14 protein-coding genes are annotated in these 14892 nt (G+C 34.6%); 6 read left to right on the forward strand and 8 right to left on the reverse strand.

Annotation, left to right across the window (positions count from 1 at the left end):
• Positions 1-17: 17 nt before the first annotated feature.
• The 3 genes from pheT to GJV77_RS04075 form a co-directional block, all read right to left on the reverse strand.
• Positions 18-2453, reverse strand: coding sequence for a phenylalanine--tRNA ligase subunit beta (gene pheT, locus GJV77_RS04065; RefSeq protein ID WP_155035074.1), 2436 nt, complete (start codon positions 2451-2453; stop codon positions 18-20).
• Positions 2454-2709: 256 nt separating this feature from the next.
• Complete coding sequence (locus GJV77_RS04070) at positions 2710-3123, reverse strand: thiol-disulfide oxidoreductase DCC family protein (protein WP_155035075.1); 414 nt, start codon at positions 3121-3123, stop codon at positions 2710-2712.
• Positions 3123-5297 carry an endonuclease MutS2 gene (locus GJV77_RS04075; RefSeq protein ID WP_155035076.1) on the reverse strand — a complete coding sequence of 725 codons (2175 nt, stop codon included), beginning with the start codon at positions 5295-5297 and terminating at the stop codon, positions 3123-3125. The genes GJV77_RS04070 and GJV77_RS04075 overlap by 1 nt, the downstream gene beginning before the upstream one ends.
• Positions 5298-5792: 495 nt before the next feature.
• Between GJV77_RS04075 and GJV77_RS04080 the strand changes: the two genes are divergently transcribed.
• The 3 genes from GJV77_RS04080 to GJV77_RS04090 all read left to right on the forward strand — a co-directional run bounded on the left by GJV77_RS04080 (position 5793) and on the right by GJV77_RS04090 (position 8246).
• Positions 5793-6338, forward strand: coding sequence for a Crp/Fnr family transcriptional regulator (locus tag GJV77_RS04080; protein ID WP_155035077.1), 546 nt, complete (start codon positions 5793-5795; stop codon positions 6336-6338).
• Positions 6339-6450: 112 nt separating this feature from the next.
• Positions 6451-6849, forward strand: a complete 399-nt coding sequence (locus tag GJV77_RS04085) for a DUF3995 domain-containing protein (RefSeq protein WP_155035078.1) — start codon at positions 6451-6453, stop codon at positions 6847-6849.
• 128 nt (positions 6850-6977) lie between these two features.
• Positions 6978-8246 (forward strand): acetyl-CoA hydrolase/transferase family protein, encoded by a 1269-nt coding sequence (locus GJV77_RS04090; protein ID WP_155035079.1) that lies wholly within the window; start codon positions 6978-6980, stop codon positions 8244-8246.
• A gap of 39 nt (positions 8247-8285) precedes the next feature.
• Here GJV77_RS04090 and GJV77_RS04095 read toward each other — a convergent pair whose 3' ends face one another.
• The gene (locus tag GJV77_RS04095; protein ID WP_155035080.1) at positions 8286-9734 is read right to left on the reverse strand and encodes a TonB-dependent receptor; all 1449 of its coding nucleotides are present in this window, start codon (positions 9732-9734) and stop codon (positions 8286-8288) included.
• Between the two features lie 81 nt (positions 9735-9815).
• On the opposite strand from GJV77_RS04095, the gene GJV77_RS04100 reads away from it, so the two are divergent.
• The 3 genes from GJV77_RS04100 (at position 9816) to GJV77_RS04110 (ending at position 11635) form a co-directional block, all read left to right on the forward strand.
• Positions 9816-10580 (forward strand): MBL fold metallo-hydrolase, encoded by a 765-nt coding sequence (locus GJV77_RS04100; protein ID WP_155035081.1) that lies wholly within the window; start codon positions 9816-9818, stop codon positions 10578-10580.
• 90 nt (positions 10581-10670) lie between these two features.
• A complete protein-coding gene (locus GJV77_RS04105; protein ID WP_240142814.1) occupies positions 10671-11087 on the forward strand; it encodes a hydrolase in 417 nt (138 codons plus the stop codon).
• An 11-nt stretch (positions 11088-11098) separates the two neighbouring features.
• The gene (locus tag GJV77_RS04110; RefSeq protein WP_155035083.1) at positions 11099-11635 is read left to right on the forward strand and encodes a hypothetical protein; all 537 of its coding nucleotides are present in this window, start codon (positions 11099-11101) and stop codon (positions 11633-11635) included.
• Positions 11636-11715: 80 nt separating this feature from the next.
• Here the strand turns inward: GJV77_RS04110 and GJV77_RS04115 are convergent, their stop codons facing one another.
• The 4 genes from GJV77_RS04115 to GJV77_RS04130 form a co-directional block, all read right to left on the reverse strand.
• Entirely contained in the window at positions 11716-12372 is a 657-nt protein-coding gene (locus GJV77_RS04115) for an alpha/beta hydrolase (RefSeq protein ID WP_155035084.1), read from the reverse strand.
• A gap of 3 nt (positions 12373-12375) precedes the next feature.
• The gene (locus tag GJV77_RS04120) at positions 12376-12744 is read right to left on the reverse strand and encodes a hypothetical protein (RefSeq protein WP_155035085.1); all 369 of its coding nucleotides are present in this window, start codon (positions 12742-12744) and stop codon (positions 12376-12378) included.
• Positions 12745-12751: 7 nt separating this feature from the next.
• Positions 12752-14014 (reverse strand): dihydroorotase, encoded by a 1263-nt coding sequence (locus GJV77_RS04125; RefSeq protein WP_155035086.1) that lies wholly within the window; start codon positions 14012-14014, stop codon positions 12752-12754.
• Positions 14015-14129: 115 nt separating this feature from the next.
• Positions 14130-14885: a carboxypeptidase-like regulatory domain-containing protein gene (locus tag GJV77_RS04130; RefSeq protein ID WP_155035087.1), complete on the reverse strand. Its 756-nt coding sequence runs from the start codon at positions 14883-14885 to the stop codon at positions 14130-14132.
• Positions 14886-14892 lie beyond the last annotated feature (7 nt).

The following is a 14892-nucleotide window of genomic DNA, read 5'->3' on the forward strand; positions in this document are numbered from 1 at the left end:
CTATAGAATGCTTTTTATTATCTTAATTGAGCATTTAAGTTATTTTCTAATTGGTATTTAATTTTACCCATTATCTTATCAACTTGACTGTCTGTTAATGTCTTGCTCGAATCTTCCATTAAGATAGATATAGCGTATGATTTCTTACCATCTTCTATTTTATCCCCTTGGTAGACATCAAACAATGTAACGTCTTTTATTGTGTTTTTATCAACTTGTTTTGTTAATTGATATATTTGGTCAAAAGTTACTTTTTCATCTATTAGAAGTGCATAATCACGTTTTACAGCTGGGAATTTATTTATATCTGTAAACTTAATCTTTTCGCTAACGACTTTAAGTACATTATCCCAGTTAAAGTCAGCGTAACAAACCTCTTGTTTGATATCTAGTCCTTTTAATACAGCTTTTTTAAGTATACCAAATTCAACGATAATATCTTTACCTAGATAGTATGCAATTCCTTCAGAGAATACATCATTTTCAGTAGGTTGTGTAGTTGTTTTAGTAATCCCTAAGCGTGTCAATATACTATTTATATATCCTTTGAATTCAAAAAAGTCAGTTGCTTTTGGAGTTGAATTCCATGAAGGCTTTATATTGTTACCTGTTGAGAATACAGCAAAGTGCTTGTGTTCTTCATAGCTACCTAGCATCTTGTGGTATGACTTACCGAATTCAAACAGTTTTAAATCACTTCTTTTTCTGTTTATATTATAGGCGATAGCTTCTAGGCCACCAAATAATAACGATTGACGCATAACGCTTAAATCGTTACTTAGTGGATTTAATATATCTACTTGAAAACTAGTTTTTATATTGTCAGAAAGTTTATTGTACTCAGGTGTAGTTAATGAGTTAGACATAATTTCATAAAAACCTTGAGCGACTAATAAATTTGATATTACGTTTTGTACTTTATGGTCTTCAGTTCGTGAAGCATTAGCAATCGTCGCATTTAGCTTAGATGAGAACGTAATGTTGTTGAATCCATATACGCGTAATATCTCTTCAATTACATCAATTTCTCTAGTTACGTCTGCTCTGTATGGAGGAACTGTAATACCTAGTCCTATATCAGACATACTGTGTACTTTAATATCTAGAGAAACAAGTATTTTCTTGATTGTTTCTTTTGATATTTCTTCTCCTAGAATTCTATTGATATTATTGAAATTTAAGAATACTGAATGATCTTCAATTCTCTTAGGATATAAGTCTATAATATCTGACGTGATTTCGCCTCCAGCTACTTGTTGTATTAATAATGCTGCATGTTTTAATGCGTATTCAGTAATAGCAGGATCTATTCCTCTTTCAAAACGGAAAGAAGAATCTGTATTTAATCCATGTCTTTTAGCAGCTTTACGGATTACAACTGGGTGGAAATAAGCACTTTCTAAAAAGATTGTTGTTGTGTTGTCACTTACAGCAGCTCTTGTGCCACCGAAGATACCAGCCATACATAAAGGACCGTTTTCATCACAAATCATTAAATCATCTTGATGTAACGTTCTTTCTACTTCGTCTAATGTTGTGAATTTTGTTCCTGCTTCTACTGTTTTAACCAATAGTTTGCTTCCTTTGATCTTTCCAGCATCAAATGCGTGTAGTGGTTGTCCTAGGTCATGAAGAACATAGTTAGTTACATCGACTATATTGTTTTTAGGAGTAATTCCTATTGCTTTTAATCTATTTTGCAACCATTCAGGAGAAGCCTTAACTTCAATACCTGAAATTGTCACACCACAATAACGAGGTGCTTTTTTGTAATCTTCAACTGTTACGTCAATTTTAAGAGTTCTTCTTTCAACTTTGAACTTACTTACTGACGGTGTGATTAATTCTTTGTGTTGAGTATCTTCTTTTGAGTTTTGCAATAATCCAGCTCTCAAGTCACGCGCTACCCCCCAATGGCTCATAGCATCAGAACGATTAGGTGTTAATCCAATCTCGAAAACTTCATCAGTTGCAATATTGAAAACTTCAGCTACTGGTGTACCTGGCTGTAAAGCAGCATCTAGAACCATAATTCCGTCGCCGTTGGTACCAATACCTAACTCTACTTCAGAACACACCATTCCAAAGCTTTCTTCTCCTCTGATTTTTCCTTTTTTTATTTGGAATGCTTTTCCTTCTGCATCATATAATTCAGTACCTACAGTTGCTACAGGTACCTTCTGACCTTCAGCAATATTTGGCGCTCCACAAACAATTTGCACGGGTTCACCTGTACCTAGATCTATCTTTGTTAAATTTAATTTATCAGCATTAGGGTGCTTAACACATGAAACTACATGTCCTACAACTACTCCTTTTAAACCACCTTTCAGGCTTTCATAACGCGTGATTCCTTCTACTTCAAGACCTAAATCTGTTAATATCTCTGAAGTTTCATCAGGTGTAATGTCTAATTTGATGAATTGTTTTAACCAATTGTATGAAATATGCATTCGAATAATTTTTATAAGTATGCAAATATAAGCATTGAATAAGTTTAAGGGAAATTATTTATGATTAAATATTTCTAAACGTTTATGCGGTTTTTGCTCAAATATTGTGATAGCTTGGAATAGTCTTATCGTTGTAACTTGTCTTAGTTCTGACTTTGTAAATTAAAACCGCCTTACCCTAGAATAAGGGAAGGCGGTTTATATATCTTGTTTAGTTATTGATGAATTAGTAACTAATTATTTATTATTTTATTAGCTATAAGAATTTATCTTTAACCTCTGCAGTTGGTATTAAGCATGTTTCTTTTTTGCCATACCATTTATAGCGATTTTTGGCAATGTAGTCATAGATATAATCAGCAAGACCAGTAGGAAGTATTGCAAATATTCCCAGTACAGAATAGATTCCTCCTAGCTTTGATGCTATTTGTAAAGCTGCTCTTGACTTGATGTAGTATGCTATTCCAGGTTCGTATAAAACGATACTGTCTATTTTAGCACGATCTACTCCAATGTGATTCAGTATTTGAATACCTTTTTCAGAGTCAAGGGATACAAATCTAAACTGGTCTAATTTATCTGCTTTAATTATTTTATTGACTGTGTGATCGCATAAATTGCAGACACCGTCAAATAATACAATTTTCTTGTTGCGTGGTATATCTAACATTATTTTTTACGTTCTACCATTTCTAATTGATCAAGGCTCACTTTTGAGGTAAATATGCCGTAATTAACTGTTGCTTTGTTTTTTTCAATCACATCAATTGTACCTACTGCTCGTCCATCGATCATTCTTACTCGATCTCCTACTTTCAAAGGGAAGTTCGTTTTCTTCTGTGTGTCTTGCAGTTGCTTTTTCGCTTTTTCTTCTTTCTTTTCTTTGCGAATGACTTCTACTTTTTGTTCTACTTCTTTAATGATTTTCTTTTGTTCTTCTTCCTTTTGTTTCTTTTCTTTAATGGTGATCTTTTTGCGTTTAGAGTTTTCGATTTCTACTATTTTTAATACCTCACCAAATAAGCTTTTTTTACTTTTGTTATTAAAGTATTTTTCTGATAGATCATCGAATCGTTGCCCTAGAGAAACTAATCGTTGGTTTGAATCAAACAACTCTTGGTATCGCTCTAGCTTGTCTTGTATTTTAGCATTGATGGATTCCATTTTTTTACTCTCATCTCTTGCTCTTGTTTCTTCTTCTTTAAGGTTTTGAGAGGTGCGCTCTAGTTTGTGTCTTTCTTTCTGTAAGTTAGCGATTGTTTTGTCAAAACGTACTTTATCACCTTCAATTTTTTTCTTTGCTCGATTGATTAGACTGTATGGAATACCATTTTTCTGCGCTACTTCAAAGGTAAAAGAACTTCCTGCTTGACCGACATTTAATTTATACATCGGTTCAAGTGATTTCTCATCAAATAGCATATTGGCATTCGTGGCATTTGGTAATTCATTTGCCAGAATCTTCAAATTCGTATAGTGTGTCGTAATGATACCATAAGCCTCTCTATCGTAAAACTCTTCTAAGAATACCTCTGCCAATGCTCCCCCTAATTCAGGATCAGATCCTGTACCAAATTCATCTATTAAGAAAAGCGTGTTTTTGTTGCATTTCTTTAAAAAATAGTTCATATTCTTAAGCCTGTAGCTATAAGTACTGAGGTGGTTTTCTATAGACTGGTTGTCTCCAATATCAGTAAGTATTCTGTCAAACAAAAATGTTTTACTTCGCTCATGAACTGGGATTAATAAACCAGACTGAAGCATAAGTTGTAGCAGCCCAATGGTTTTTAACGTAATACTTTTACCACCAGCATTAGGTCCAGAGATGACAATGATGCGACTATCTTGAGTTAACTTAATCGTTTGTGGATAGGTAGGTTTTCTCTTTTCCCTATTGTTTAATAGTAGGATAGGGTGATAGGCCTCCTTGAAATACATCTCTTTATCTTGACTAATTTCTGGAAGTAATCCATTTATTTTGTTGGCATATTTTGCTTTTCCTGCTGTTACGTCAATATAGGTTAAGAAACTTTGATATTCAATCAAAAGGTCTCTGAACGGGCGTATTGTATCCGTTAGGTGTTTAAGAATGCGTACAATCTCCTCGCGTTCTTCATACTCTAGATTATTGAGCTCTCTAGAATATCGAAGTGTTGCTTCGGGCTCTATATATACTATACTACCTGTTTTGGAAGTTCCCAATACACTTCCCTTTACTTTTCGTCTGTGCATAGCTATTACGGCTAATACACGTCTGTTTTCAACCACAGTTTCTCTAATGTCGTCAAGATATCCAGCACTATTGTATTGCGTTAGTGCAGCTCCAAAACTTTGGTTAATTTTACCTCTTACAATATTAATGTTCTTGCGAATGTTTAATAAATCTAGAGAGGCATTATCTTTTATCTCTCCATATTTATCTAATACTTGCTCTATCTCTTTTAAGATTGACTTTTCTAGTAGAGTTTGTTCTGCCTCGTAGTATAGGTTAGGGTAGTATTCTTGAAATTTTTTAAGGAAAGTTATCAAGTTTATAGTTGTATCAGTTAGCGTTGCAATTTTCTTGAAACTGCTAACTTCTAAGAAGCTATTTTCGATTGCCAAAAACTTTAACTCGTAATCTATACTGTCAAAGTAATGCGTTGGGATGATATTGTTATTGGTATATGAAGAAACGTATTCATAGGTTTGCTTTAAGGCACGCATGGTTCCAGCCTCTGTTTTTAAAGGGCCTATTTTCATAGCGGCTTCTTTACCAGCTTCAGTTGTGCACAAAGCTGATACTGTTTCTAATACCGTGTCAAATTCTAAATCTTGTAATGTTTTTTTATTTATTGATGTCATTTTATCAAAATGAGAATAGGTACAAAAATAAAACTATTTAAGAGAAATATAGTTGTTTTCGTTTTCTTACTACCTTATTTTTATTTCTGTGGTTTTTGAATTGTGTCGGAAATACAGGGGATTGCTAGTTAATAGGGCTTATGACTAAACGTTAAAGGGCTTCATTAACTACTGAAAGAAGCTGAATTTTAAATTTTGACGCCGGTTTTACCATGCTACTGTGCTTCAAGGGAGGTGATAGGGGAGTGATCGAGATATTTATCATTAAAATGTCCCGACCACCTCCTGATCATATCCCGACCATTCAAAAGAAGAAGTCATGACAAATACAAGAAAATGAATAGGCGAAAAAGTTATAAAAGGAATTTAAAGAGGAGGTGTTTGAAAAACTTTGTTTCAACTAAAAACAGCGTGGGAGGTAATTTTGTATTTGTACTAATTTAATGATTATTTTTAGCTAAATGTAAAACTGGAGGTGAAAAAAATAATAGAGGGATGGAAAGTAATATTTATGTAGAGCAATTATTACGTGATTTGAGTGATAAGGTGGTTCAGCGGTTAGTAGCAAAAGGAGAAGAAATCCTTAGCTTAGGTGAAATCTGTGATTTTGTTGGTATAGTTCGTAGGGGAAGTCTGCGTATGTATTATATTGATGGTGAGGGAAATGATGTTTCATTTGCATTTTATTTAGAGGGCAATATTTTTACTCATTACGAGGGAGTGTTGACGAATATGCCTTCTCAGATGATCATCGTAGCTATGGAGGATACTGAGGTAGAGTTATTACCTAGACCTGATTTGTTTTCGTTTTATGAAGAATCTATCGAGAATCAAGCACTAGGTCGTAGTATGGCAGACTTGATATTTTTAGAAGCGAAGCGCCGAATTGATTTTCTTTTGTTTCTAAGTCCAGAACAGCGGTACCTTCAATTACTCTCAGATACACCTCAGATCTTTGACCTAGTTGCTCATAAGTATATCGCCAGTTATATTGGTGTCAAACCTCAGTCGCTTTCTCGTATTCGCGCAAGACTTAAATAAAAGTGGCATTAACTTAAGTGAATGTTTGTCTTGTATAGAGTTAGTATTTTTGATTTGTAAATAATTGGTGATTACACCAATGTAGAGTGTAACTGTTTTATAAATCAAATGTATGGTTGTAGAAGTAATAATACGAATTGTGAATGTGTTAATTTTCTTGTTTTTATCAGGGATACATATTTATTGGGCTTTTGGTGGTAGATGGGGAGTAGAAGCTGTACTGCCGAGCAAAGATGGTGTGAAAAAACTGACCCCATCACCTGTAGGAACATTAGTTGTAGCTAGTGGATTGGCATTCTTTTCTGGTGTTAGTGCGATTGAGTTAGAGTCGTATCAATGGATGTATTTAGTGGTCGGAATTGTTTTCGGACTGCGCGTGATAGGGGATTTTCGCTATGTAGGTCTATTCAGAAGGGTAAAAGATAGTGTATTTGCTGAGAAAGACACAGTGATTTTCATTCCTCTTTGTGTTTATTTGTCACTTAGTAATTTGTTTTTGTATTTCTATTAAAAATCATTGTTTATTAGTGTTAGCTGATATAAGTCAGTTGATTTATGCCGATAATTTGAGTATTTTGAAAACGCTTTTAGGAGCGTAAATACGCTAAAAGCGTTTAATCAAATTCAAATACAAATTATATGAGATATGTTTCCGCAACTGAGGCAGCTAAAGTTGTCAAATCAGGTGATAGAATTTATGTACATGCAGCTGCTGCAACCCCTAATATCTTGACAAAGGCAATAAGTGACCGTGCAGAGGAACTGCGCAATGTAGAATTTTGTCATATTCACACAGAAGGACCTGCTCCGTATGCTGACCCAGCTTTGGCAGAGAGTTTTCATGTTAATTCTTTTTTTATTGGCAAAAATGTACGACATACCATCGCTGCAGGTAATGGTTCTTATACACCAGTCTTCTTGAGTGAGGTACCTAACTTGTTTAGAAAAGGAGCATTGAAGGTAAATGTAGTATTAATACAAGTCTCACCACCTGATGAACATGGATTCTGTTCATTGGGAGTGTCGGTAGAAGCTACGGTTGCTGCAATGGAACATGCAGAGGTAATCATTGCTCAGGTCAATAAATATATGCCTCGCACTTTTGGAGATAGTGTATTGCATATTTCTAATATTGATATGGCTGTAGAGTATCATACGCCAATTTATGCGCAGAAGTTAGCTGAAATAACAGCGACAGAGGCGAAGATAGGTGATTATGTGGCGTCACTAATAGAAGATGAAAGTACGTTACAGATGGGGATAGGTTCTATTCCAAATGCAGTGCTTTCACGACTAGGCAGCCATAAAAATTTGGGCTTACATACAGAGATGTTCTCTGATGGTGTGATCGATCTGATCGAGAGTGGTGTGATTAATTGTTCTAGAAAGACTATTGCTAAGGGGCGAGCATTAGCTACTTTTTTGATTGGATCAGAACGCCTGTATAAGTTTGTGGATAATAACCCTTTTATTGTGATGAAAGAATCAAGTTATGTCAATGATACTTCAGTGATTAGACAGAATCCAAAGGTTGTCGCTATCAATTCAGCGTTAGAGGTTGACTTGACAGGGCAGATTTGTGCTGATTCTTTGGGGGTACATATGTACTCTGGAGTAGGAGGGCAAATGGACTTTGTGAGAGGGGCATCATTGAGTAAAGGAGGGAAGGCTATTATTGCTTTATCTTCTACTAGTACGAAAGGGCATAATCGAATAGTTCCTTTCTTGAAGCAAGGAGCGGGAGTGGTGACTACACGTGCACATGCTCAGTATATCGTGACAGAATATGGTATTGCTGATTTGTATGGTAAAAACCTAAAACAAAGAGCAGAAGCCTTGGTCAATATTGCTCATCCTGATTTTAGAGAGGAAATATTGAAATCGTATTATGATAGCATTAAAAAGTAAAAAAAAAGCCTTTTCAACTCAGAAAAGGCTTTTGTGTTTTTATTTATTTTGATATCCAAATAGTTCGTTTTCTTTGATCATTTGAGATATACCCGCTGGTAGTTGTTGTTCCCATCCTTCTTCGTTTTCTTGCAACTGTCTTAAAACATCGTGAGAGAAGATACCTAGGTGTTTTTCTTCATAGTCAGTGATGTCAATGATTTGATTGTGCTTTTTGAAGAATTTGTACAACTCTTTCATTGGTAAATCTACTTTTAAATTTGTAGAGTCAATGATTTGATTGTCGTCATTAAGCATAGGGTATAGATAAATCATCATGTTTTTTCTAAACAATTTACCAAGTGCTTCTAAAATACCACCTGTTAGATTTGTATAATATTTCTCTTGGAAGATGTTTAATAAGCTACTCACACCCATACTCATCGCTATTTTCTGGTCTGTGTATTTGCACAAGTACTCTGTCAACTTGTAGTATTCCTGGAAGTCAGAAATCATAACAGTTTGTCCTAACGAACACAATAGCTCGGCGCGGTGTAAGAAGTCAATCTCGTCTAGTGTACCTTCAGCTAATAAGTTAGATAAAGTGATTTCAAAAATAACGGTTGTATTCTGTCTACTAAGGTTGTTTTCTCTGATAAACAAGTCAATGGATTTCTGAATCATATCCATATTAACGATTGTTACAGGTCTAAAACTACCTCTAAGTACTAAGATGTTTTGTTTGTATAATACATTAGCAGGTAATTTGCTTAAGCCATCACTTCCAAACATAACAGCGTCAGTCATGTCGTTTTTAACCAATAGTAAGCTCATTAGTCGGTTATCTACATCTTGGAACATTGGTCCTGAGAAGTTGATGCTGTCGATTTCTATTTGATCTTTATCTAAGTGATCGTATAGGCTGTGTATTAGTTTCTTTGGGTTGTGATTTTGGTAGTAAGCACCATATATAAGGTTAACTCCTAAGATTCCTAAAGTTTCTTGTTGTAGTTTAGAGTCCGTTTCTTTGAATTGGATGTGTAGGACAATTTTACTAAATGCTTGATCAGGTTCTGTTTGGAATTTAATACCAATCCATCCATGTCCTTTATTCTTTTTAGCGTAATCAATTGTAGCTACTGTATTAGCATAACTAAAGAATGTTTTACTAGGGTTGTCTTCGCGAATTAAACGATCTTCTAGTTTACGTGTTTCATAGTCGAGCATTTTGTTTAATCTGCTTTCAGTAACATATCGACCATCTTCTTCTACAGAGTAGATAGCATCACTAAATACTTTGTCATAAGCAGACATTGCTTTTGCAATGGTACGCGATGATCCTCCAGCACGGAAGAAGTGTCTTACTGTCTCTTGTCCTGCTCCAATTTCTGCAAAGGTTCCGTATATATTGTTGTTCAGGTTTATACGCAATGCTTTGTCGGAGATAGCTGGTTGATGTTCAATTAATCTATCTCCTTCTAGTACTAGGTCTTCTGCAAATTTATTCATTGATTAGCTTTTTAAACAAACGTAACAAATATCGTACAAGAAAAAAAGATAAACCTTATTTTTGTAATAAATTTTTATATTTTGGAAGTATACTTTTTAGGGACAGGCACCTCACAAGGAGTGCCAATCATAGGAATCGATCATCCAGTAGCACATAGTATAGATAAAAGGGATAAAAGACTTCGTACTTCTGTCTTGATTAAGTGGGATGATGTAACGCTAATGATTGACTGTGGACCAGATTTTAGACAGCAAATGTTGACTGCTGAATGCAATTATCTGGACGCTATACTGTTTACACACGAGCACGCTGATCACATAGCAGGATTAGACGAAATACGTCCATTGACAATTTTACACGGTGATTTACCTCTATATGCTTCTGAGCAAGTAATGGAAGCATTGAAGAAACGATATGATTATATATTCACAGAAATAGATAGGTATCCAGGAGCTCCTTCTGTTGAGCAACATATCATATCGGGTGGAGAGCCTTTTACGATCAAAGGAAAAGAGATACAAGCTATAGATATTCTACATGGTTCACTTCCAATCTTGGGTTTTCGTTTAGGAGAGTTGGTTTATATTACAGATGCAAAATACATTAGTCAAATTGAGCGTGAAAAGATAAGAGGATGTAAGGTTTTAATCGTTAATGCCTTGCGTATTAAAGAACACCCTACACACTTTAACTTAGATGAGGCACTAGCTTTTATAGAAGATATAGCTCCCGAACAGACGTATTTGACTCATATCGCTCAAGATTTAGGATTTCATGCGGAAGTAGAGAATATCTTGCCAAAAAATGTATATTTGGCGTTCGATAATTTACGAATAGAAATTTAAATACCCCAAATAATGAGACATAAAGCGTTCTTTTACCTGTTTTTATTTTCGTTGCTAATCGTAGTACTCTTGTATGCGAACAATAAAAATATGTATAAAGCGGAAGCTAGAAAGATTGAAATTGCCCATAAGCGTATTGATATAGTACGTGATTCATTAAAAGCTGCGAAGGCAGATCTTATTGAGGCAAAGTATTTTTCGTTAGAAAACAATGCAGATGCGCAAGAATATTTTAACTATAAAACTTTAGATAAGGATATTGTCCGTATAAAGGAAGAAGTATTAGCCTTAAATCATCAAGAAGATGGTAATCCTTTAGTTCCTTATGGAAAAATAAATGGAGAAAAATGTATCGTTAATAAGATAGAGGTTCTAAACCACCGTTGGTTAATTGCTGAGTTCTATGCTGGTGATTTAAGAGGTGAGGTGTTGGTTAAGTATTTCTTTAATCCAGAAAAGCCGACTACCTTTGACAGTATAGAGACTGTGTTGTATAATAAAAAATAAGGATTTATTGTATGAGAATAGTATTAGGTTTTTTATTTTTAGTGAGTTTTTCTCTTGTTTCATGTGACTTTATCAATAAGAAACAAAACGATGAGCAGGAGTCTTCAGTGGTTTTTACTAACGGGAGTCGTACAATAGTAGGGGAAGAAGATGAAGATGGTTGTGCGTACTCGGCGGCTTATCGTTGGAGTAAGATAAAAAAAGATTGTATTAGACCTTATGAGCACGGTTTTAGACTAAATCCTATTGAAGTGAACCAAAGCAGTGATAGCGTCATAGCAGAAGCTAATGATATTGATGAAAATCAAGTGAGCTGTTTTATTGTGCTTAGTGATGATAAGCAATTAGCCGAAGTTTTTTTGCCAGATACAGAGAAACAAAGTATTTTGCTTGAGGTGAAAAATCTTGCAGGAGTTTATAGTAATGAAGGTTGGGAATTAGATACTCGTCGTGATATGATGTTGAGATACAAAGATGAGCCAATGTTTGTGTCTGCAAAAACGATTGAACTAAATATCATAAGTTCAGATCAAGGTTTAGAAGAATAATAATTAAGCTTTTAAAAGGCTTTCTTAATAAGGGAAAAAAAGGGAATAATGTCTTTTCATTATTCCCTTTTTTGTATCTGTTACTCTTGTTCTAAGAAGTCTTTGAAATCTTTGAAGTTTAGTGGGTGAACGCCATGGCCTACTGGGTATTCTTTGTATTGATGGTCTATGTTTAGACTTTTGAGAATAGTAGGTGTTCTTCTTGCCCAATCAATAGGAATTACTTGATCAACAGTTCCGTGAGAAGCAAATAATTGAAGGTTGTTCAAGTTGCTGTCTTTATAGTTTGGTACTATGATGTTTTCATTAAAGTATCCACTTAGCGCAACTACTTTGTTTACCTTATTGGGGTATGATAAAGCAATAGCGTAGCTCAAGATAGCTCCCTGGCTAAATCCAACTAGATTAACCTTTTGATTATCTATAGGGTACTTTTGAATTAATTCATCAATAAAACGGACGATTAAATCTCTAGATTCGATTGCTTGGCTGTCATCTGAAAACTTGTTCGCCTCTGCGTCAAAGTGTATTGCGTACCAAGCATATCCGTATGGTGGTACGGGGTAAGGTGCTCTAGCAGAAACAATATAATATTCGTCAGATAGTTCGGAAGCAAAGGAGAATAAGTCTTCTTCGTTACTGCCATAGCCGTGTAATAAAAGAATTAAAGGATTGTTTTCCTCTTTGATTTTAGGTTCTTGTATTAGGTATGGAATGGAAAGTGAAGTGTCTAACATAGATTAGGCTGATAATTTATTAAACCATTTTTGAAAGTAAACTCCTACAGTAGGAAGTACTTTAATTTCATTACTTAGGGCTCCAACAAAGCTAAATACCCATAAGATAAAGAAGCATAAGAAGAATGCAGAGGTAATCATCCATGAATCAAACATTCCTACAAAATATGCTAAGGCATAGAATAGGAGGTGAACTCCAAATGCTTGTTTAATATAAAAGCCTGCGTATTTGTTTTTTTGATCCATATTCATGAATATGGCAATAAGACAGCCGATAACTGTAATGTGAGCTATTACCGCCATCGTTTTACCATCTTTTACTTCTTGAGCAGGGATGAATAGTTTAGTATCGTTTTTCCTTGAATCTTGCATAATTTATTTATTCTTTGTTCAACGTGATTAAGTTGTTGTTAATACACCCTAATACTTTTCCTTTCATATTGAAATTTAGGAAAGCTGAATTATGTGATTTAGATAGAATATTTGTTTTTGTAAATGTATTCTCTCCTGTTGTAACAAAAAGAGATAAGTTTGCTTTTTCTCCTTCTTTTATTTGTACTGTTGGTAATTGAAATAATACTCTTGCTTTCGTTAGTTTGTCTACGATTACTTCAACTGGTAATACCGTGTTTAATGCTGTAAAGGCACTCTCTAGTCCGATAGTACCAAAAGAAGCTTTGTCAAACTCTAGTTTTTTGTGTTCTATGTCAAGAGGATTGTGTTCAGAAGTGATGCAGTCAATCGTACCATCAATAACAGCATTGATTAGCGCTTGTCTTGTTGCTTCATCTCTCAATGGAGGCAGTACTTTAAACCTTGTGTCGAACTCGTTTAGTCGTTCATCTGTTAATGTTAAGTGATGTACAGCTACACTACATGTCACAGCAAGTCCTTTCTTCTTAGCATCTTTTATTAGTTCAATGGATTTGATTGTAGAGATTGTAGGAATGTGTAGTTTACCTCCTGTGTATTCTAATAAGAATAAGTTGCGTGCAACTTGTATCTCTTCTGCTAGGCAAGGAATACCTTTTAGTCCTAGTTTAGTGCTTTCGATTCCTTCATTAGCTACTCCTTTTCCTTGAATCTGATTATCTGAAGAATAAGCAATTACTAAACCATCAAAGTCTTGAACGTATTGTAGAGCAATCTTTAGAACATTTGAACTTGTAATGTCCTTTTTGTAGTCTCCAAAAGCAATAGCACCTGCGTTCTGCATATCGTAAAGCTCTGCAAGGTCAGTTCCTTGAGCGTTGACAGTAAGTGTACCAATTGGGAATACTTCTGTAGTAGCTCCAAAGCTTTTGTGTTTGATGAAATTAACAATGGTTTGATTGTCTGTAATAGGGTTGTTATTCGGTTCTATTGCCACCTGTGTAAAACCACTTTTAGCAGCTACATCTAAACCGTGTTGTATGTTTTCTCTCTCTTCAAAACCAGGCTCTCCAAAACATACTGAAGAGTCAAACCATCCTTGAGATACGTGTAGATCTTCTTTCTCAACTACGATAGTAGTATTGTCTGTATGCTCAATAGAATCTGCAATCTTTGTTATGATCCCATTGTTGATTTGTATGTCAACCACTGTATTGTGATGAGTGCTTGTGGGATCGATTACTCTAGCTTTCTTTAAAAGAATATTCATTGTGTTTGGTTATTTTTAATTGATGATGTGTCGTTATTCTTGCAAAAGTACTTTAATTTTTAATATGTGTATAGTTCTGCAAAATATTTAGTTTAGGTATAAAAAAATACATCTATTAAATAGATGTATTCTTTGATTTGCTAGACAATACTTTTGAGCTATTAAAGCAATCATTTAAAGCTTGATAGATCTGAAAGTCTGTCGCAGTATAAATAAATTTATCACTATAGCTACAATTTTGAAGAGTTGTTACAATATCTTCTCTAGTAATATCAAGGAGACCACATACGATTTCTCTATCGTATCTCGTCTGCATTAATGCAATCATATTCTGATCCTCTTTGATAGCTTCAAGCTTTTTTAGTTTTTTGTCTTTGCCCTTGAATAGGTTATAGACTGCATCTACTGGACTATAAAAGCTTCCGATAGCTGTACCGTAGTAAGGGGTTCCGTTGTTTCTGTAGAAGTTGAAGTTCATCTTGTCGTTTAGCTCCAATAGTTTGGTGTCAACTTCTAGAACTCCTGTAAGGTCAAATCGTTTGATTACAATTTCATCAAGTACAATTGATTGCTCTTCAAAGTATATTTTTAGATTTTCATTATTAACCCAATCGTTAGTTACTTTTAGCTTGATTGGTACGTAACCAGGGTATGATATATGAATAGAGTCATTCACTTTTGCAGGAACGGAAAACGAACCGTCTCGTTTACTTACAGTACCTTTTACTTGAGTGATGTTAATTACATTTACGTCATCGACTGGCAAGAATGATTTGTCGTGAAGAATTGTTCCTTTTACTTCCGTTTTTGTTTGTGCAAGAGATGTAAAAGTGCCTAGTATTAGGCATAAAAAAACTGTAAAATTTCTCATATTTTTA

Source organism: Myroides pelagicus (assembly GCF_009711055.1).
Taxonomy (GTDB): domain Bacteria; phylum Bacteroidota; class Bacteroidia; order Flavobacteriales; family Flavobacteriaceae; genus Flavobacterium; species Flavobacterium pelagicum.